This window comes from Curtobacterium sp. MCSS17_008 (genome assembly GCF_003234185.1).
In the GTDB taxonomy this organism is placed as follows: Bacteria; Actinomycetota; Actinomycetes; order Actinomycetales; family Microbacteriaceae; genus Curtobacterium.
Map to the genome: position 1 here is coordinate 29,417 of NZ_QKSM01000004.1, position 19,966 is coordinate 49,382.

General features: G+C 71.6%; 16 protein-coding genes and 1 pseudogene. 11 read left to right on the forward strand and 6 right to left on the reverse strand.

From position 1 onward, the window contains the following. Positions 1–36: 36 nt before the first annotated feature. Entirely contained in the window at positions 37–735 is a 699-nt protein-coding gene (locus tag DEJ23_RS05885; protein WP_111239350.1) for an SDR family oxidoreductase, read from the forward strand. A 100-nt stretch (positions 736–835) separates the two neighbouring features. Then, positions 836–1,261 (forward strand): DUF3151 domain-containing protein, encoded by a 426-nt coding sequence (locus DEJ23_RS05890; protein ID WP_111239351.1) that lies wholly within the window; start codon positions 836–838, stop codon positions 1,259–1,261. 50 nt (positions 1,262–1,311) lie between these two features. On the opposite strand, the gene DEJ23_RS05895 is transcribed toward DEJ23_RS05890, so the two are convergent. From DEJ23_RS05895 to DEJ23_RS05910, 4 genes and pseudogenes are all read right to left on the reverse strand, one after another. Next, the gene (locus DEJ23_RS05895) at positions 1,312–4,383 is read right to left on the reverse strand and encodes a glycoside hydrolase family 2 TIM barrel-domain containing protein (RefSeq protein WP_111239549.1); all 3,072 of its coding nucleotides are present in this window, start codon (positions 4,381–4,383) and stop codon (positions 1,312–1,314) included. A gap of 2 nt (positions 4,384–4,385) precedes the next feature. Beyond that, complete coding sequence (locus tag DEJ23_RS05900) at positions 4,386–5,321, reverse strand: carbohydrate ABC transporter permease (protein WP_111239352.1); 936 nt, start codon at positions 5,319–5,321, stop codon at positions 4,386–4,388. Positions 5,322–5,542: 221 nt separating this feature from the next. After that, positions 5,543–6,484: pseudogene (locus DEJ23_RS05905) on the reverse strand (carbohydrate ABC transporter permease); the annotation flags it as partial. Next, the gene (locus DEJ23_RS05910) at positions 6,481–7,845 is read right to left on the reverse strand and encodes an ABC transporter substrate-binding protein (protein ID WP_111239354.1); all 1,365 of its coding nucleotides are present in this window, start codon (positions 7,843–7,845) and stop codon (positions 6,481–6,483) included. The gene DEJ23_RS05910 and the pseudogene DEJ23_RS05905, both read right to left, overlap by 4 nt. A 249-nt stretch (positions 7,846–8,094) precedes the next feature. Between DEJ23_RS05910 and DEJ23_RS05915 the strand changes: the two genes are divergently transcribed. Both DEJ23_RS05915 and DEJ23_RS05920 read left to right on the forward strand, forming a co-directional pair. Further along, complete coding sequence (locus tag DEJ23_RS05915; protein ID WP_111239355.1) at positions 8,095–8,379, forward strand: hypothetical protein; 285 nt, start codon at positions 8,095–8,097, stop codon at positions 8,377–8,379. Beyond that, a complete protein-coding gene (locus tag DEJ23_RS05920; RefSeq protein ID WP_111239356.1) occupies positions 8,379–9,545 on the forward strand; it encodes a Vms1/Ankzf1 family peptidyl-tRNA hydrolase in 1,167 nt (388 codons plus the stop codon). The genes DEJ23_RS05915 and DEJ23_RS05920 overlap by 1 nt, the downstream gene beginning before the upstream one ends. 176 nt (positions 9,546–9,721) lie before the next feature. Here the strand turns inward: DEJ23_RS05920 and DEJ23_RS05925 are convergent, their stop codons facing one another. After that, the gene (locus tag DEJ23_RS05925) at positions 9,722–10,870 is read right to left on the reverse strand and encodes an MFS transporter (protein WP_111239357.1); all 1,149 of its coding nucleotides are present in this window, start codon (positions 10,868–10,870) and stop codon (positions 9,722–9,724) included. A 134-nt stretch (positions 10,871–11,004) separates the two neighbouring features. On the opposite strand from DEJ23_RS05925, the gene DEJ23_RS05930 reads away from it, so the two are divergent. Beyond that, the gene (locus DEJ23_RS05930; protein WP_258375280.1) at positions 11,005–11,745 is read left to right on the forward strand and encodes a GntR family transcriptional regulator; all 741 of its coding nucleotides are present in this window, start codon (positions 11,005–11,007) and stop codon (positions 11,743–11,745) included. Between the two features lie 106 nt (positions 11,746–11,851). Here the strand turns inward: DEJ23_RS05930 and DEJ23_RS15635 are convergent, their stop codons facing one another. Next, positions 11,852–12,007, reverse strand: a complete 156-nt coding sequence (locus DEJ23_RS15635) for a hypothetical protein (protein WP_181429141.1) — start codon at positions 12,005–12,007, stop codon at positions 11,852–11,854. Positions 12,008–12,213: 206 nt separating this feature from the next. On the opposite strand from DEJ23_RS15635, the gene DEJ23_RS05935 reads away from it, so the two are divergent. From DEJ23_RS05935 to DEJ23_RS05960, 6 genes are all read left to right on the forward strand, one after another. Then, positions 12,214–13,317, forward strand: a complete 1,104-nt coding sequence (locus DEJ23_RS05935; protein ID WP_111239358.1) for a LacI family DNA-binding transcriptional regulator — start codon at positions 12,214–12,216, stop codon at positions 13,315–13,317. Between the two features lie 396 nt (positions 13,318–13,713). Beyond that, the gene (locus DEJ23_RS05940; RefSeq protein ID WP_258375281.1) at positions 13,714–15,369 is read left to right on the forward strand and encodes an ABC transporter substrate-binding protein; all 1,656 of its coding nucleotides are present in this window, start codon (positions 13,714–13,716) and stop codon (positions 15,367–15,369) included. Next, positions 15,366–16,346, forward strand: a complete 981-nt coding sequence (locus tag DEJ23_RS05945; RefSeq protein WP_111239359.1) for an ABC transporter permease — start codon at positions 15,366–15,368, stop codon at positions 16,344–16,346. Before DEJ23_RS05940 ends, DEJ23_RS05945 begins: the two co-directional genes overlap by 4 nt. Further along, positions 16,343–17,305, forward strand: coding sequence for an ABC transporter permease (locus DEJ23_RS05950; RefSeq protein WP_111239360.1), 963 nt, complete (start codon positions 16,343–16,345; stop codon positions 17,303–17,305). The genes DEJ23_RS05945 and DEJ23_RS05950 overlap by 4 nt, the downstream gene beginning before the upstream one ends. After that, positions 17,302–19,065 carry an ABC transporter ATP-binding protein gene (locus tag DEJ23_RS05955; protein ID WP_258375282.1) on the forward strand — a complete coding sequence of 588 codons (1,764 nt, stop codon included), beginning with the start codon at positions 17,302–17,304 and terminating at the stop codon, positions 19,063–19,065. Before DEJ23_RS05950 ends, DEJ23_RS05955 begins: the two co-directional genes overlap by 4 nt. Beyond that, positions 19,062–19,949, forward strand: a complete 888-nt coding sequence (locus DEJ23_RS05960) for an alpha/beta fold hydrolase (protein ID WP_111239361.1) — start codon at positions 19,062–19,064, stop codon at positions 19,947–19,949. The genes DEJ23_RS05955 and DEJ23_RS05960 overlap by 4 nt, the downstream gene beginning before the upstream one ends. The last annotated feature ends 17 nt before the right edge of the window (positions 19,950–19,966 follow it).

Here is a 19,966-nt window from a genome sequence, read left to right on the forward strand (position 1 = left end):
CCCGCCTGCGTCACGCACCGTCCGTAGGCTGGTCGCATGACCGACACCGCGCTCCCCGCCGACCGTCCGACCGCCCTCGTCACCGGGGCCACCCGCGGGATCGGCCGGGCGATCGCGCTCGACCTCGGGCGGACGCACCACGTGCTCGTCGGTGGCCGGACGGCCGCCGCGGTCGACGAGCTCGTCGCCGAACTGCCGAGCGCCGCGCCGTTCGTCGGGGACCTCGGCGCAGGCGACGTCCCGGCGCTGCCCGACCGTCTCGACGTGCTCGTGCACAGCGCGGGCGTCGAACAGGGCACACGGATCGCCGACACGTCGCGCGACGTGTGGGAGCAGGTGTTCGCGACGAACGTCTTCGCGGTCGCCGAGCTCACCAGTCTGGCGCTCCCCGCGCTCCGGGCGGCGCGCGGCATCGTCGTCCCGATCAACAGCGGAGCGGGCTTCACGGCCGGCCCCGGTGGTGGTGTGTACGCGGCGTCGAAGTTCGCGCTCCGGGCCTTCGCCGACGCCCTGCGTGAGGAGGAGCGGGCGAACGGTGTCCGGGTGTCGAGCGTGCATCCGGGCCGGACAGACTCGGACATGCAGCGTGCCCTGACGGAGAAGCTCGGCGAGGACTACGACACGGCGTACTACCTGGCGCCCGAGGACGTCGCCGCCGCCGTCCGCACCGTCGTCGACCTACCGGAGCGCGGCACGATCGAGTCGCTGGCGATCCGGCCGACCCGGAAGCGCTAGCTGTGCCGGGGGGCGTCCGTGCCGCCGGCCGGTCACGTGCCCCCGTGTGATGACGGCCATGCTGCTCCCGCCGCTGAGCAAGAGGTGACAGGCTGGGGGCATGCCGGAGAACCTGTTGCCGAACCCGTCCGCGAACCCCGCCACCCTGCTGCCGGAGGAGCCCGAGGTGACCGCGGCGCTCGCCGCCGACGCCCCGGTGTCGAGCGTCGTCGTGTCGCACCCGGCCTCGAGCCTGGCGTGGGCGCTCCTCGCGGACGAGGCCTGGGAGCGCGGCGCGACCCTCGAGTCCTACGCCTACGCCCGCGTCGGCTACCACCGGGGGCTCGACGCCCTGCGGAAGGCGGGCTGGCGTGGTGCCGGGCCGGTGCCGTGGTCGCACGAGCCGAACCGCGGGGTGCTCCGGGCGCTGTTCGCACTGCGGCGGGCGGCCGAGGCGATCGAGGAGCCCGGCGAGCCCGAGCGCCTGACGGAGTTCCTCGACGCGTCGGACCCGGAGGCGCTCCGCGCCCTCTCCGCGGGGGAGTAGCCCCGCGAGCTTGCTGCGGCTCCGAAGGCCCGGCGCGGCCCCGCGCCGCCCTACCCGAGCACCACGCTCCACGAGAACGCCTGCGGCCACAGCTGGTGCTCCGGCAGCACGTCGAGCCCGCACGCCCGCGACCCCAGCCCGTGCTGCGCCGCGTCGAGGTACAGGTAGGCGTGCTCCGGCGTCGGCAGCTCGTACGGGTGCATCGCGCGCCCGAGCTCCTGCGCGGTCCACGGCGAGAGCGTGAAACCGGCCCGGTGTGCCCCGACGGTCGACACCGTGAACGGGCCGACCGACAGTGCACGCAGGTCAGGCCGGTGCCCGGTCTCCTGCGGCATCGAGTACTCGACGCCCAGGGCACGCACCGGCGCGCTGAACCGTCCGACCCGGGCCGCATGCGACGAGTCCGCGTAGGACTCGAGCGGCCCCGTCCCGAACCACGACGCATCGAGGTCGAGCACCGAGGCGGGCAGGTCGAACCGCACACCGATCCGCGGCCAGGTCACGTCCCACGCGCCGAACGGCACGGCGTCGGTCTGCAGCAGCAGCCCGTCGTCGGTCAGCGTCCAGCGGTGCGTCACGTCGACGCCCCACCCGCTGTTCGCCGCCGCCACGCGGACGCGCTGCTCCAGCCCGTGGTCGGTCCGCGACACCGACACGAGTCGGTGCGTCAGCCGGTCGAGACCGCGCTCGCGCCAGCGGGTTGCCGACGGAGGAGCGGAAGGGTCGCCGACGCCCTTCGTCAGCACCGGGTCCGCCGTCTCGTACCCGCCCTGCGACGCCAGGCTGTCGTTGTCGGTCGGCGCCCGCCACAGCTCGAGCCGCGGCCCGGCCACCGCGTGCCCCTTCCACGACACCAGGTCGCCGCGTGCGGTGAACGTCCCCTCGCCGAGACGGTCGCCGTCCCAGCCCTGCCGGGAGGTCCGGGGCGCCTCCGCCACGCGCGATGCGACGAGCCGTTGGGTGCGTGCGACGACGTGGCCGGTGTCCGCCCACGCGGTCGGGCCCGCCAGTTCCGCCGTCACGTCGAACCACAGTTCGTCACCGGGAGCGAGCGCGTCGGCGTCCGCCACCGCGGCGAGCACCTCGTCGGGCACCGGCACGGTCGCCGACTGCCGTGCGGCGACCACGCCGGGGGCGAACCGGCCGCTCGCCTCCACCACACCGTTCCGCGACAGGGTCCAGCAGAACCGCAGTCCCGCCGTCGATGCGGAGTGGTACCGGTTCTCGACGAGCACCGTCGTGTCCGACAGCGAGAACCGGATCGGGGCGACGACGGCGGCGAACTCCGCCAGGCCCGGGGTCGGTGTGTCGTCGGGCAGCACGAGCCCGTCCATCACGAAGTTGCCGTCGTGCACGACCTCGCCGAAGTCCCCGCCGTAGGCGTAGTAGTCCGCACCCGAAGCGGTCTGCGCGAGCAGCCCGTGGTCCCGCCACTCCCACACGAAGCCGCCGTGCAGCCGCGGGTACCGGTCGACCAGGTCCTCGTACTCCTGGATCTGGCCGGGGCCGTTGCCCATCGCGTGCACGTACTCGCAGTGCAGGAACGGCTTGGACCGCTGCCGCGCCGCCTCGGCCGGACCGCACCCGAGCAGCGGCGTCTCCGGGCCACCGCCGATCGACTCGGTCTCCTGCAGCGTCGGGTACATCCGCGAGTACACGTCCGTGTAGGTGCCGGTGTAGTCGCCCTCGTAGTGCACGGGCCGTTCGTCGTCGCGGTCGTGCACCCACTGCGACATCGCGGCGAGGTTCCTGCCGGTGCCGGACTCGTTGCCGAGCGACCACATCACGATCGACGCGTGGTTCTTGTCGCGCTCGACGGTCCGCGCGATCCGGTCGAGGTACGCCTCGCGCCACGCGGGGTCGTCCGAGGGGTTGCCGACCCAGTCGGTGAACAGGAAACCGTGGGTCTCGAGGTCGCACTCCAGGACCACCCAGAACCCGAGCTCGTCGGCCAGGTCGAGCACGCGGGGGTGCGGTGGGTAGTGCGAGGTGCGGATCGCGTTGACGTTGTTGCGCTTCATGAGCGCCATGTCCGCGCGGGCGTGCTCCTCGTCGAAGACCCGGCCCCGGACGGGGTGGGTCTCGTGCCGGTTCACGCCGTGGAACACCACGCGCTCGCCGTTGACCAGGAACCGGTCACCCTCGATCGACACCGAGCGGAAGCCGAGTCGGAGCGACACGGTCTCCCCGCCCGCTCTGCCACCCGCGTCCGTGCCGGTCGCCAGCGTGGCGTCGTACAGGCGGGGGAGCTCGGCGCTCCACGGCTCGACGCCGTCGACCGTGATCGGCCGGACGTCCGCAGCGGAGGCCCAGACGACGTCGACGCCGAGCGCCGGGACCGCGAAGCGCACCGGGAACACCGCGTCGAGCGTCGGGAACGTGACGGTGCCCGTGCCCGTCTCCGGACGCCCCGACGCGGCGGTGCCGGCGGTGGCGGCACCGCCGAGCGTCGAGGTCCAGCCGGCGCGCACGAACACGTCGTCGATCGGCGCGGTCGGTCGGGCGAGCAGCGTGACGTCGCGGAAGATGCCGGGCAGCCACCACTGGTCCTGGTCCTCGAGGTACGAGGCCGCCGACCACTGGTGCACCCGGACGAGCAGCTCGTTCGACCCGGGCACGAGCAGCGAGGTCACGTCGAACTCGGTGGCGAGTCGCGACCCGGTGCTCCAGCCCACGAGCGACCCGTTCAGCCACACCCGGAAGTGCGACTCGACACCGTCGAACCGGAGGAACACCCGTGCCGCGCCGTCGAACGACGTGGGCAGCGAGAATGTCCGCCGGTGGTCACCGGTCGGGTTCTCCTCCGGCGGGTGCGGCGGATCGATCGGGAACGGGTACTGCAGGTTCGTGTAGCTCGGCGCACCGTGCCCGTGCAGGACCCAGTGCGACGGGACGGTGAGGCTGCCCCACTCCGCCTCCGCCCCGGGGACCGGGACGTCCGCGACCGGCGACCACCGGAAGTCCCACTCCCCGTCGAGCGACAGGGACGGGGCGTCGGTGTGCAGCCAGGCCCTCGGCGCGAGCCGGGTGTCCGAGCCCGGTGCCGTCGAGGCGAGCGCCGCGAGCGCGTCGCGCCCGTCGGTCGTGGCGGTGGACGAGGTGGAGGGGGAGTGAGCAGCGATGGTCAACCCTTGACCGATCCTTCCGTGAGGCCCCCGCGCCAGAAGCGCTGCAGGACGATGATGGCGATGACGAGCGGGATGACCGAGACGAGCACCCCGCCGGTGGTGAGCTGGTAGAACTCCGGCAGCCGGTCCACCTGCGCACGCCAGTTGTTGAGTCCCAGTGTGATCGGGTACAGCTCCTGGTCTGCCAGCATGATGAGCGGCAGGAAGAAGTTGTTCCAGATGCCGACCACCTGGAACAGGAACACGGTCACCAGTGCAGGGGTCATCTGGCGGAGCACGATGGTGTGGAAGATCCGCAGTTCACCGGCCCCGTCGATGCGTGCCTGCTCGAGCAGCGCCGTGTCGACCGAGGCCGCGGCGTACACCCGGCACAGGAACAGGCCGAACGGTGACACGAGGCTCGGGATGAGCACGCTCCAGTACGTGTCGGTCAGGCCCATCGTCGAGAACAGCAGGAACAGCGGCAGGGCCGTCGCGGTCCCCGGGACGAGCACGCCGCCGAGGATCGTGCCGAACACGAGCTGGCGCCCGCGGAACTCGTACTTCGCGAGCGCGTAGCCGCCCGCTGCGGCGAAGTAGGTCGCCAGGACCGCGCCGACGCCCGAGTACAGCACGCTGTTCGCGATCCACCGGACGAAGATCCCGCCGTCGTACGAGAACACCTGCTGGATGTTGCTGAACAGGGCGAACTCGCCGCCGAACCAGAACCCGTTCGTCGCGAACAGCGCACCCGTGGTCTTGGTCGCCGCGACGACGACCCAGTACAGCGGCACGAGGAAGTAGATCGCGACGATGACGAGGATGCCCGTCACGACGATCTGCGACCCCGGGGAACGGTCGAGCTTGCGGCGCTGATGTGCCGTGATCGACGTGGTGTCGACGGGCTCGGCGGCCCGCTTGGTGACGGGCGCCTCGATGGCTTCGCTGGTCATCGGTCCGTTCCTTCCGTCGTCGCGACGTGACCGGACTGGAGGCCCGGATCGGCCTGGGTGGTGACCACCCGTCGGGCAGATGCTCGCGTCTGGAGCGCCCGCCGCGCCTCTCCCCACCGGCTCGGCCGGCCCGCCGCTGGCGCGTCGGTCCGGAACCGGCGGCGTGGGCCCAGACCGTCCCGTCGCGCCCGCTTGCGGCGATCTCGTTCGTCTCGCGGCGGCCGGTTCGTCAGCGCGAGGAACGCGAACGACAGGATGAACGCGGCCAGCGCGATGATCACGGCCTGTGCGCTCGCGACGCCGTACTCGTTGAACGCGAACGCGTTCGTGTAGGCGGCGTAGTTCGGCGTGTACTCGGTGTCGATCGCGGGGGCGACCGTGGACAGGATCTGCGGCTCGGCGAAGAGCTGCAGTGTGCCGATGATCGAGAACACCGTCGTGAGCACCAGGGCCGGGGCGATGAGCGGGATCTGGATCCGCCAGGCGACCTGGAAGGGTCCGGCGCCGTCCACCTTCGCTGCCTCGTAGACCTCGCCGGGGATCGACTTGAGCTGCGCCACGATGATGAGCATGTTGTAGCCGGTGTACGTCCACGTGACGATGTTGGCGATCGACCAGAGCACGCTGTCCGCGCCGAGGAAGTCCGGCTGCAGCCCCATCGACTGCAGCAGCGACACGATCGGCGACAGGCCGGGCACGTACAGGAACGACCACAGGATCGTCGCGATGACGCCCGGGACGCCGTACGGCATGAAGTAGACCGCGCGGAAGAAGGCGGGCCAGCGGGCGCTCGCCGACTCGAGCAGCAGCGCCAGGATCGTGCACGCGATGATCATGACCGGCACCTGCACGATGCCGAACAGCAGCATGCGGCCGATCGACGCGACGAAGCCGGCGTCGTTCAGGGCGGTGACGTAGTTGTCGAAGCCGGCGAAGCGGCCGGTGACGCCGTCCTCGCCGAACAGGCCCTCGCGGTCGACGGTCGTGAAGCTCTGGAAGAGCGCGCTGATGATCGGGATGACGAACGTCAGCAGGAAGAGCGCGAGGAACGGGGCGAGGAGGATCCACGGGGCGCGCTTCTGGGCGCTCGTGGCCTTGGTGCTCGTGCGGAAGCCGGTGCCCGGCTGCGAGGTGGCCGTCGTGCGGTCCTGGGTGGCGGTCACCGTGCGGTCCTGACGCTCAGGCCCTTGTCCGTGAAGGACTGGACGATCTCCCGCTGGGCGAGCTCGACGGCGTCGGTGAGCTTCAGCCCACCCGTGAGCTTGCGGCGGAACTGGTTCTGCAGGCTGGTGAAGGCCGACTGGGTCACGGGCGACCACGACCACTCGAGGTTCTGCTCCCGGGCCGAGGGGACGAAGACCTCCTCGTTGTAGTTCTGGCCGGAGAACCACTCGGAGGGCTTCTGCCGCGCAGCGCCGATGTAGTCCTTCGCCGGGGACCACCCGATGCCGCAGTACTCGATCATCGCGTCGACGCCCTCCTTCGAGGTGGTCATCCACGTGATGAACTCGAGCGCCTCCCGCGGGTGCTTCGCGTTGGCCAGGACGGCAGCCGTCGAGCCGCCGATCGAGCTCGAGCCGTAGCCGGTGTCACCCCAGGTCTGCATCGGCGCGACCTTCCACTTGCCCTCGCCGCCCTGGACGGACTGGATGAGGGCGTCGCCCCAGCTCGCGCTCGTGACGGCGGCGATCTTCCCGCTCGCCGCCGCGGCGTACCAGCCCGGGGAGTACGCCCCGGCGCTCGTGTCGACGAGCTTCTCGTCGATCACGCCGTCGAAGAACTCGGCGACCATCATCGTCTTGTCGTCGGTCATGTCGACCACCCAGGAGTCGCCGTCGGTCCGGAACCAGCGGGCGCCGGCCTGCTGCGCGTAGGCGGCGAAGGGCGAGGCGTCGGCGACCGGGAAGACCTCGAGGTAGTTCCCGTTGCCCGTGCCGCGCACCTTGTCGGCCAGGTCGCGCCACTCGTCCCACGTCGTCGGGGGCTCGCCGCCGGCCTGCTCGAGGATCGCGGTCTGGTAGTAGAAGCCCATCGGGCCGGTGTCCTGCGGGATGCCGTAGACGCCGTCGACGAACTGGACCTGCGACCAGGCGGCCTCGTCGTAGCGGTCCTGCACGTCCTCGGCGCCGTACCGGGCGAGGTCGACCAGGCCGTTCGCGAGCATGAACTCCGGGATCTGCCGGAACTCGACCTGCCCGATGTCGGGGCCGCCCCCGGCCGCGAGCGCGGAGTACATCTTCTGGTACCCGCCCGCGTTGCCGCCGGGGATCCAGTTCGCCGTCACCTGGATGCGCGGGTTCGCCGCGTTCCAGACGTCGCAGACCTTCTGCAGGTCCTTCAACCACGCCCAGTAGGTCAGCTGGACGGTCTCGCCGTCGGCGGCGGCCGGCACCAGCGCAGCCCGGTTGACGTTCGTGGAGCCCGGGACGGCACACCCGGCGAGCAACCCCGCCGCAGCTGTGCCGAGCCCGAGGCTCAGCAGGTTCCTTCTGGAGATCACAGTTCTCGGTGGGGTCGGCGTCATTGCCGGGCCTCCGGTTCGTCGTCGGATCGGGGTCCCTGCCAGCAAAGCACAGAACGGGACGAGCCTGTACGTCCACGCAGGATTCACGGCGTCCCGTGACCGGCTGCGACGACGGCGGGCCACGACTGCGTGTTCGCTCCGACCTGCGGACACCTCCAGGACCGAGCGCGCAGGGTGGTCGGCACAGCAACACCGAAGCCGCGAGCGGCCCGACGGCGCCGTCGGCGGCACGAACGGGAGGAGAGGCTTGTGACCGATCGCGGGAACACCACCCACGGACCCGAACTCGACGACCAGCTCGCGCACGAGGCGCAGAGCATCGTCCAGGGACACGGCAGCAATGCGCACGTCGAGGAGTTCCGGCAGTCCGAACCGGTCCCCGACGACACCGACGACGCCGAGACCGTGACGGCGTCCGGGTACGACGGAGCGCTCGAGGGGTCGCTGCAGGACGACACGACGGACACCGCTGCGGACGGCTCGGGGTCCGATGCCGTCTTCACGACCGAGACCGACGAGGACGGGAGCCGCTGATGGCGCAGACCACCCGTGAGGCCAGCGCCCTGCAGTCCGAGGTCGTCCAGGCGCTCCAGACGCCGGGCACCTGGACGTGGGCGTACGTCGACGCCTCCGGCAACCGCGAGGACCCGCGCCGACTCGCCGCCCTGCAACGACGCACGGTGTCGGACGCACTCAAGCAGCAGGGCTGCTCGGACCGGGCCGTCGAGATCATCGAGGAGGAACTCGTCGAGCAGCCCGGCGTTCCCGCACCCGTCGCCCGGTACGTGCTCGTCCGTGATGACGAACTCGTGCTCAGCGAGGTGCTCCCCGGACACCTGCACGGCCAGGAGTCGATCGGCACCGGGGCCGTGCCCGACCTGCTGCCCCTGCTCGCGCACCGGCCGTTCGACCTGCCGTTCCTGGTCGTCACCGTCGGGCGCGAGGGCGGCGGGTTCCGGGGCTACCGGCTCGGGCACGCGCCGAGCGGGGCGGCCGAGGACGAGCAGCGCATCCAGGGCCGCACCGACACGCTGCACAAGTCGAAGACCGGCGGCGGATGGTCCCAGCCCCACTGGCACCAGCACACCGAGGAGATCTGGAAGCAGACGGCCGGCGAGGTCGCGGCGGCGATCGAGGAGACCGTGAAGGCCACGTCGCCGAAGCTGATCCTGGTGGCGGGTGACATCCGCGCCCGGGAGCTCCTCCGAGGAGAGCTCTCCACCGCCACCCGGGCGCTCGTCACCGAGGTCGCGGTCGACCCCCGTGCCGACGACGCGTCCGAGAAGGCACTCGTGCAGCACGTCGACCTGGCGCTCGCGCGGATCCTCGCGTCGCGTCGGCACGACGTGCAGGACCTGCTCCGGACGCACGAGGGCCGTGGGGACAACGAGAGCGTGAGCGGGCTCGGAGCCGTCGTCTCCGCGCTGCAGCAGGCCCAGGCCGCCGTGGTCGCGCTCGACGCGGGGGCGCTCGGTGACCGCACGCTCCTGGCCCTCGACGCCGCCCCGTGGGTCGCCACCGCTCCCGAGCAGGCCGCCGGCGCGACCGTGCTCGGCCAGGTGCCGGCCGTCTGCGCGCTCGTGCGAGCGGTGGTGCTCACCGACGCCGAGCTCGTCCTGGTGAACGCCGCGTCCCTGCCGAGCGGCGCGCCCGCGTCCGCACTCCTGCGCTGGCCGGTGGGCCCCGCCGTCCCCGCCTGACGCCTCCCGCGGACGCTTCGGTTCGCTGCGCCCGCAGAACGCAACGAGAGCGGTTCCTCGCAGCGGTACTCCGTTGCGCGGAACCGCTCCTGTTGCGTCTCGGGAGGGGCAGCGTCTCGCGCAGGCACAGGCACAGGCGCAGGCGCAGGCGCAGGCGCACGCGCGGGCGCACGCGGTCAGTCGTGCGAGCGGTCCGTGCGTGGGACGACCGGCAGCGCCAGCAGGGGCAGCGCGGCCACGACCGCGAACGCCGCCGCGAAGCCGAACACCCCGACGAGGGCCCCGACCCCGGGGCCGACGGCGCTCGCCGCCAGGAACTGCCCGGTGTTCTGCGCGCCGAGTGCCCGCCCGGACCAGGACGGCCCCGCTGCCTCGGCCACCGACGTGTACGCGAGCCCGTTGTCCGCCACGGTGACGCTCGTCGCGACGACGAGGAAGACCGCTCCGGCGGCCCAGTGCGTGACGTCGACGAGCGCCAGCACGCCCATGACGACCGCCGCCGCGACCGCGACCAGCCGCAGTGGTCCCACGCGGGACCCGGCGCGGTCGCTCCAGGCCCCGACGAGGATCCGCCCCACGGCTCCGACGAACTGCGACGCGCCCACGAGCAGCCCCGCCGCCGGGGTCGACCACCCGAGACCCACCAGCCAGACGAGACCGTACGTCGAGAGCGTGAACTGCGGCACCACCAGGAGTACGGACACCAGGTGCACGCGCCACAGGAACCCGGACGCCCGGTACGGGTTCGCGGTGGCACCGACCGTCGCCGGTGCCGCGCGGGCCGGTCGCGGCGGGTCGGTGATGCCGACGGCGCAGAGCGCGGTGAGCACCGCGCAGAGGACGAACGGCAGGACGAGCGCGCTCCGGACGCCGTGCGTCTCCGTCAGCAGCGGCACCGTCACGGCCGCGAGCGTCACCCCGAGTGGCTGCGACATCTGCCGGATGCCCATCGCCAGCCCCCGGCGCTCCTTCGGGAACCACCCGACGACCACCCGGCCGCTCGCCGCGTTCGTCGACGCGCTCGTCATGCCCGCCGTGAGGAACGCGAGCCCGAGCAGCAGTGGATCGCCCGCGGACGCCCACGCGGCCACGACGGTCAGCGTCGTCAGCGCGAGCCCGCCGGCGATGACCACCCGTTCGCCGACGCGGTCCGTCACGGCGCCCCACGCGATGAGCGTCAGGACGAGGCCGATCGTCGGGGCTGCGGCGAAGAGCCCGGCCGAGGCGAAGGGCATGCCCTGCCGGAGCAGGTGCGGGATGAGCAGTGCGGGAGCGGAGACGACGAGGGTGCCCGCTGCCTGTGCGGCGACGCCGAGTGCGAGCATCGTCCACGCCCTGGCCGCGACGTCGGGCGGAACTGCGGCGGAGGTCGGCGAGGACAAGCGGATCCGTTCCGGGAGCGGTTGGTATACCACAACGGTATACCAAGGCGCCGGGATCCGCACTATGCTGGTGCGCCGTGACCGAGACGACCGCGAACGCCGTGCCCGTGTCGCAGACGAGCCAGCTCTACGACAACCTGCGCGAGGCGATCCTCACGCTCGACATCGCCCCCGGCGAGCGGATCTCGGAGCGCGGGCTCGAGAGCCGGTTCCATGCCTCCCGGACGCCGGTCCGCGCGGCGCTGTCGCGGCTCGAGCGCGAGGGGCTCATCCTGCACGAGGGGCGCTCGTGGACGGTGACGCCGATCGACCTCGACGAGATCGCCTCGCTCGCGGAGCTCCGGGGCGTGCTCGAGCCCGCGGCCGCGCGGCTCGCCGTCGAGCGCGCCTCGACCGACCAGCTCGACGAGGTCCGCGCGCACCTCGACGCTCTCCGGGGCACCCCCGACCGCGAGGCCGGCATCCGCATGGGCTCGACCTTCCACCTCGACCTCGCCGCGCTCGGCGGCAACCGGTTCATCACCGATGCCATCGCCGATGCGCTGACGCGACTGGAGCGCACACGCTGGATCGAGGTGCGGACCGCCGAGGCTCGCGAGGCCGCGTGGGAGGAGCACAGCGCCGTCCTGGACGCCGTGCGCGCGGGCCAGGCGGACCGCGCCGCGGAACTGCTGGCGGCGCACGTCGCCGGGACGAACGACCGCCTGCTCGCATGGATCGCGCAGGAGCGTCGGCGTCTGCGAGGTGCGGGCATGGCCATCGTCGGCAGCCCGGAGTTGCTCGGCGAACCCGACCAGGGCGAGGCAGCGGCCCGCTGACGCGACGGGCGGCGCGGAGTCGGCCCGTGCCTCCCGGCCGGCTGACGTGAGGCCGGCGCGGAGTCGGCCCGCACCTCCCGGCGACCATCCGGGCCGCCGCGCACGGTCAGGCTCTGGTCGTCGGCTCCTCGGATCCGTCGATGTCCTGAGCGGCCCCCGCCGCCCCGTGCTCCGTGTGGTCGAGGAGGGCGTCACGCACCTCGGCCTCGTCGGTGGTAAGTCGGATGGCGTGCTTGCTGCCGGACCGCGTCGACTGGGACATCGAGATCTCCTCCTGTGTGCGTGGGCATCGGTGGTGATGCGCTTCCTCACGGGGCGTTCTGAGGTCGCAACAGTCTGCGCCCGCTCCTCCACGACGCGCAAGCGTTCCCACCGACCTGTGGAGAAGGCGGTTCCCGTGCCGTGCCTAGGATGGTCCGGCCGCGCACCGGCGCGGCGGCCAGGCGCACGTCGGACGGGAGGCACGGCATGAGCACCCAGCGCACCGCACCTCCCACGGTCTACGACGTCGCGTCCGAGGCGGGCGTCTCCATCGCCACCGTCTCGCGCGTGCTCCGCACGCCCGACGCCGTCCGCGAGGGCACCCGCGACCGGGTCCAGGCGGCGATCCGGACGCTCGGCTACGTGCCCTCCGGCAACGCGAGGGCGCTGGCCGGCAAGCGGACCGGCGTCGTCGGGCTCCTGCTGCCCGGGTTCGACGTCGTGCCGGACGAGCGACCCGACCTCGTGACCGACGGTGGTGTCCGGGTCGTCGACGACCGGCGGCACGTGACCCAGCCGTTCTCGTCGAACCTGTACTTCGACGAGGTCCTGCGCGGCGCCGAGACCGAGGCGTGGCAGCGGGGTCTGGCACTGATGGTCGCGGCCGGGCGGGGCTCCTCGCGCGACGTCATCGTGAACGACGTCGCCGGGCGGGTCGACGGTCTCGCGGTGCTCGCCCAGACCGTTCCCGACGACCTGCTCGAGCACGTCGCCAGGCGGATCCCGGTCGTGGTGCTCGCGGACGACCGGCGGTCGCACGGCTTCGACTCGGTGAGCGTCGACAACGCCGCGGGCATGCGCACGCTGGCGTCGCACGTGATCGGGCGCCTCGGCATCCGGTCGCTCGCGTACCTGGCCGGCCCGATCGACTCGCCGGACGACATGGAGCGCTGGGCGGGCTTCCGGCAGGCGCTCGCCGACCACGCACTCCCGTCGTCCGACGTGCGGGTCGTGCACGGCGACTTCGGGCGGGCCCGGGCGCGGGAGCTCGCGTCCGTGCTGTTCGACGGTGCCGAGGTGCCCCGCGCGGTGATCTGCTCGAACGACCAGACGGCGCTCGGGGTCCTCGACGCCGCCGGGGCCCGTGGGCTGCGCGTGCCCGAGGACGTGGTGGTCACCGGCTTCGACGGCATCGACGCCGGGCGCTTCTCGGCGCCGCCACTGACGACGGTGCACCAGCCCATGGGGGAGCTCGGCCGCGCGGCGGTCCGGGCGATCGTCGACCGGTTCGAACGGCGCGAGGGGCCGCCGCGTGCCGTGCGCCTGCCCGTCGAGGTCCTGCTGCGTGAGAGCTGCCCGCCGGCCCTGTGAGCCCTGCCGGCCCGCTCGGACGGCCTGCGCTCGGCGGCACTCCGGGCGCGCGACGTCCCGCGGCGCAGGTGTTCCGGTCGCGCGACGCGCCATGGCGCAGGCGCACAGGTCGCGCGACACGCCGTGCCACGGCGGGCGGGGCGGCGAGTCGTGCGACCGGAGCCTCCGTCGGCGGCGAGTCGTGCGACCGGAGCCCCCGTCGTCGGCGGCGAGTCGTGCGACCGGAGCGTGCGGGGCGATCGGACGCGTGCCTCTCCCCGGCGGGATGTCGTGGCTTGCATCGCGGGATGTAAGCGCATACATTGGGCCGCGTACCCATTCGACACGGAGGTCGACCGAGCAATGACGCTTCCCCCACAGCGCCTGCCACAGCGCACGCGCCGGCGCGGACGCCTGATGGCCGCACTCGCCGGCATCGCCGTCGTGGCCCTCACCGCCACCGGCTGCAGCATCCAGGTCCGCTCCCAGCCGGACCCGAGCATCGGCAAGGACACGATGCTCATCAACGCCGACCGCGGCAACCCGCTGTTCGACCGGAACTTCAACCCGTACATCCCGAACGCCCGCACCGCGAGCAAGTGGATGTACGAGCCCCTCATCGAGATCAACCCCCTCGACGGTGAGGGCACCCCGTGGCTCGCGAGCTCGTGGGAGCAGCCGGACGCCCGGACGATCGACATGACCATCCGGAAGGGTGTCGAATGGTCCGACGGCACGCCGTTCACCCCCGAGGACGTCCTCTTCACCTTCGACCTGCTCAAGAAGTTCCCCGCGATGGACGTCAAGGGCGCCTGGCAGCACATCGACCGCATCGAGCGTGACGGCGACCACGTCGTGTTCCACCTCAAGGGCGAGGACGTGCCGAGCCGCAACATCATCGGCGCGACGTACATCCTCCCGGAGCACCACTACGGCGGGGTCGAGGACCCGGTCACGTGGCGGGACCCGAACCCGGTCGGCACCGGTCCGTTCGTGCTCGGCAACTACTCCGACCAGCAGTACTCGATGGACAAGAACCCGACGTACTGGCAGGCCGACAAGATCGCCATCCAGCACCTGGTCCTGCCGGCGACGAACACCCAGCTCGACACCGTCACGCGTGGCTACGACTGGGCGTACTCGTTCATCTCCGACGTCGAGGGCACGTGGGGTGCCGCGTCCGACACGAACGAGTGGTGGTTCCCTGCCGGCGGCGTGATCGGCCTCATCCCCAACCTGACGAAGGCGCCCTACGACGACGTCAACGTCCGCAAGGGCATCTCGTACGCGCTCGACCGCGACGGCATCGCGGAGACCGCATCCGAGGGCAACCTCAGCGCCGCGGGCCAGACCGGCCTGATCCTGCCGAACCAGGAGCAGTACCTCGACCCGTCGATCCCCGACAAGGGGATGATCACGCAGGACACCGACCGTGCCCTCGCCCAGTTCGCGAAGTCCGGCTACGAGCAGCGGGGCGGCAAGCTCGTCAAGGACGGCAAGCAGCTCGAGATCAACCTCATGACCGCGAACGGGTACTCGGACTGGCTCCGCGCCGCGCAGCAGGTGCAGCGGGACCTCGGGAAGATCGGCGTGAAGGTGCAGATCCAGGCACCGCAGCCCGCCGGGTACCAGCAGAACATCAACAACGGCACGTTCGACATGGCGATGGGCGGCATGGGGAACGGCGACGTCTTCCAGGCCTACAACTCCCTGCTGTCGAGCGACTTCTACCAGCCGGTCGGCAAGTCGACGGTGAACAACTTCGAGCGCTACAGGAACGCGGACACCCAGAAGCTCCTCGACGAGTACCGCGGTACGACCGACCGGGGCGAGCAGCAGCAGATCCTGAACAAGCTGCAGGCCATCGTCTACGACGACCTCCCGGTGATCGGCATGTACTACGGCGGCCTCTGGGGGCTGTTCAACACCGGCAAGTTCGTCGGCTGGCCGAGCGCGGAGGACCCCTACATGGCACCGCAGAACTACGACTCGGCCCCGCTGCTCATCTTCACGAAGCTCCGACTCCGTGACAGCGAGGCGGGCAAGAAGATCCTGGAGGAGCAGGCCAAGTGAAGTACATCCTCCAGAAACTCGTCCTCTTCGTCCTGACCCTCTGGGCCGCGGTCACCCTGAACTTCGTGCTCCCGCGCCTCATGCCCGGCAGCCCGTCGGACGCGGCACTCGCGAAGCTCAGCCAGAACGGTCCGGTCACCGACGCCACCAAGAAGGCCATCGAGGCGCAGCTCGGCGTCCCCAGCGGGAACCTCTGGGACCAGTACGTCAGCTACCTGCACCAGGTCGTCACCCTCGACTTCGGCACGAGCTACACGTTCTACCCGCAGCCCGTCGGTGACCTGGTCGGCCGCGCCCTGCCGTACACGCTCGTGCTCGTCGGCACGGTCACGGTCCTGGCGTTCGTCATCGGCACGCTCATCGGCGTCGCCGCGGCGTGGAAGCGCGGCACCTGGCTCGACTCGCTCCCGACCCTGTCCGGCTCGTTCATGTCCACGTTCCCGTACTTCTGGACGGCGCTCCTGCTGCTGTTCTTCCTCGGCTACGTCCTGCACTGGTTCCCGACCACCGGGGCATCATCGGCGACGAGCGTCCCGGGCTGGAACGGCACCTACATCGGCGACGTCCTGCGGCACGCGATCCTGCCGGCGGTGACGATCCTGGTGACGAGCCTCGGCGGCTGGATCATCGGCATGCGCAACGCGATGATCAACACCCTCGGCGACGACTACGTCACCTTCGCCGAGGCGAACGGCCTCCGCGGCCGCACGGTCGCCGTCCGGTACGCCGCACGGAACGCGATCCTGCCGAACCTGACCGGCTTCGGCCTGGCGCTCGGCGGCGTGGTCGGCGGCTCGGTCCTGGTCGAGCAGGTCTTCGGCTACCCGGGCATCGGCTACCTGCTGTTCAACGCCGTGATCGGGCAGGACTACCCGCTCATGCAGGCCCTCTTCCTGATGATCACCGTGTCGGTGCTCATCGCCAACTTCATCGTGGACGTCCTGTACGGCGTCCTGGACCCGAGGACGCGCCGATGACCAACACGCGCACACCCGACGCAACCGTCGCAGTACGCACGCAGCAAGACGAGCACGACGACCAGCAGCAAGCCCCCTCCAAGTGGAAGGCCGCCGCCCGCCAGTTCGGCGTCGTCTGGAGCAACACCAAGGCCCGCGTCGGCATCTGCATCCTCGGCTTCTTCGTCCTCGTGGCGATCGCCGCCCCGCTCCTCGCCCCCTACGGCGGCAGCGAGAACGGCTTCCCGAGGAATGCGGACGCCAGCGCCGCCCACTGGATGGGCACCACCGCCGCCGGCGAGGACGTCCTCTCCCAGCTCATCCACGGCGCCCGGGTCTCCGTGCTCGTCGGTGCGGTCGCGGGCTTCCTGTCCACGCTCGTCGCCGTCGCGATCGGCCTGAGCTGGGGCTACATCCGCGGCTGGGTCGCCGAGGTCATCGGGTTCATCGTGAACCTGTTCCTCGTCATCCCGGGCCTTCCCCTGATGATCGTCATCGCGGCGTACCTGCAGAACGGCGGCATCGCGGTGATCATCGCCGTGATCGTCGTCACCGGCTGGGCCTGGGGCGCGCGCGTCCTGCGCAGCCAGACACAGTCCCTCCGCAGCCGCGACTTCGTCACCGCGGCGCAGTTCTCCGGCGACGGTGCGACGCGCATCGTCTTCCGCGAGATCCTGCCGAACATGACGAGCCTGATCGTCGGCAGCTTCTTCGGTGCGGCGACGAGCGCGATCCTCGCCGAGGCGGGCCTCGAGTTCCTCGGGCTCGGCGACTCGTCGATCGTCAGCTGGGGCACGATCCTCTACTGGGCGCAGAACTCGAACGCGCTGCTCACCGGCCAGTGGATCCTGCTGTTCGCCCCGGGCCTCTGCATCGCCCTCCTGGCGATGAGCCTCACCCTGATCAACTTCGGCGTCGACGCCGTGTCCAACCCGCGGCTGCGCGAGGGCGCGCGTCGCAAGAAGGAGGCAGCAGCATGAGCAGCCAGCCCACGACCGGACTGGAGGCGCGGGACGGCGCCGCCCCGCACCTCCAGACCGAAGGCGCAGACGTCCTGCTCGACGTCCGCGACCTGTCCGTCGTCTACGAGTCGGCTGGCCAGACGGCCGTCCAGGCCGTCGACCACGTCTCCTTCTCGCTGCGCAAGGGGGAGTTCGTCGGGCTGGTCGGCGAGTCCGGTTCGGGCAAGTCGACCCTCGGCTACGCGCTCACCCGGCTGCAGAAGCCGCCGGCGCGCACCAACGGCGGCAACATCGTCTTCGGCGGTGCGGACATCCGCGACCTCGACGACGAAGCCCTGCGCCAGCAGCGCCAGGGCGGCTTCGCGATGGTCCTGCAGTCGGGCATGAACGCGCTCAACCCGGTGCGCACGGTCCGCAACCACTTCATCGACGTCTTCACGGCCCACGGCCACGTGCCGCGCGAGCGGTGGGACGCCCGGATGCGGGAGCTGGTCGGCAAGGTGAAGTTGCCCGAGACGATGCTCGCGCGGTACCCGGGGGAGCTCTCCGGCGGCATGCGCCAGCGCGTCTCGATCGCCCTCGCGCTGTCGCTCGAACCGCAGCTCATGGTGTTCGACGAGCCGACCACGGCCCTCGACGTCCTCGTGCAGCACGCGGTGATGGACACGATCATCGAGCTGCAGCGCTCCGAGGGGTTCACTGCGATCCTCATCAGCCACGACCTCGGCATCGTGCTCGAGGCCACCGAGCGCGTGCTCGTCATGCACGAGGGGCGGATCGTCGAGGACGGCCGCTCGCTCGAGGTCCTCCGTGACCCGCAGGACGACTACACGAAGATGCTGCTGTCGCACTACGCGGACCCGCGGGCCGAGGTCGTCTCGCTGCCGGGGTTCCCGGACCGTTCGCTACGCGATCCGTCCGCCACGCGCCAGGAGACGACCTCGTCCTTCAGCACCGTCGGCTCACGTGAGCGGTCCGCCGCGAAGAATCCGATCATCGTCGACCACCTCGTCAAGACGTACCCGGCGCCCCGCCGCGGCGAGCAGCCCGTGCAGGCCGTCCGCGACGTGTCGTTCACCCTCGAGCCCGGGCAGTCGCTCGCCCTCGTCGGCCAGTCCGGCTCGGGCAAGTCGACGATCGCGAAGATGCTCACCGGCGTCGAGCAGCCGACCAGCGGCACCGTGCGCTTCGGCGACACCGACGTGGCCAGGCTCGGTCGGCGCGGCCTGAAGGACCTGCGCGCCGAGGTGCAGATGGTGTTCCAGGACCCGTACGCGGCGCTCAACCCGCTGCACACCGTGGAGTACATCCTGTCGCGGCCGATCGCGAACTACACCGGGCTGCGCGGGCGTGATACCCGCCGGCGGATGCTCGAGATCCTCGAGACCGTGGGCCTGACGCCCGTCGAGCAGTTCGCGCAGAAGCTCCCCCACCAGCTCTCCGGCGGGCAGCGGCAGCGCGTGGTGATCGCCCGGGCACTCGCGAGCGACCCGCAGGTGATCATCGCCGACGAGCCCGTCTCGATGCTCGACGTCACGCTGCGGGCGGGCGTGCTCGCGCTGCTCGAGGACCTGCGGGAGCAGTGGGGCGTGTCGCTCCTCTACATCACGCACGACCTGCTGAGCGCGCGGCTCATCACCGACGACATCATGGTGCTGCACGACGGCGCCGTGGTCGAGCGGGGCCGCACGGCCGAGGTGCTGCAGCACCCGCAGGACGACTACACGGTCGCGCTGCTGGACGCGGTGCCGAACCCGCGGAGGACGCTGCTGGCATGAGCACCCTCCACGAGTTCCCCGCTGTTGCTCCCTTCGGCCACCTCCCCACCCCCGAGGGCGTCGACGTCGTCGGCATCGACCTGCCCGTCGGTCGGCTCACCGCCTACCGCGTCGTCCCGGACGGGCGGAGCAAGGGCACCGTCCTGATCGTCCCCGGGTACACCGGGTCGAAGGAGGACTGGCGCACCTTCATGCCGTTGCTGCGCGAGGCCGGCTGGACCGCGGTCGCGATCAGCCGCCGCGGCCAGGCCGACTCGGCAGCGCCCACGTCGCCGTCGGACCACTCACTGGACGAAGAAGCGGCCGACGTCGTCCGGGTCGCGGCCCTGCTCGACGAAGGCGCACCCGTGCACCTCATCGGGCACTCGCTCGGCGGGGTGATCGCCCGCGCGGCCGCGATCGCCTCGCCGGAGTCGTTCCGCAGCGTCGTGCAGTTCTGCTCCGGCCCCGACGGCTGGCCCTACCGCAAGGTCACCGAGCTCACGATCCTGGACGACACCGGCGGGAACCTCCGCCAGCTGTTCGACGCGACGAACCCGCTCTGGGCCGGGCGCCCGGACGAGGACCTGCCCGACGACGCCCGCATGGTCCGCGACCGCTTCGACGCGACGAGTCCGCTGAGCGTCGTCGCCGGCGGGCACATCCTCGAGGACCACACCGACGCCTCCGCCGAGCTCCGAGCGACCGGGCTCCCCGTCCTCGTGGCGCACGGCGAGTGGGACGGCGCCTGGCCGATCCCGTGGCAGCGGCAGATGGCGCTCGACACGGGCGCCCGGTACGAGGTGATCCCGACGAGCTACCACGGCCCGCACGTCGAGAACCCCGGCGCGACGATCGCGCTGTTCGACGACTTCCTGAGCCGGCACTCGTCGGCCGACGACTGAGAGGCACCACCATCACC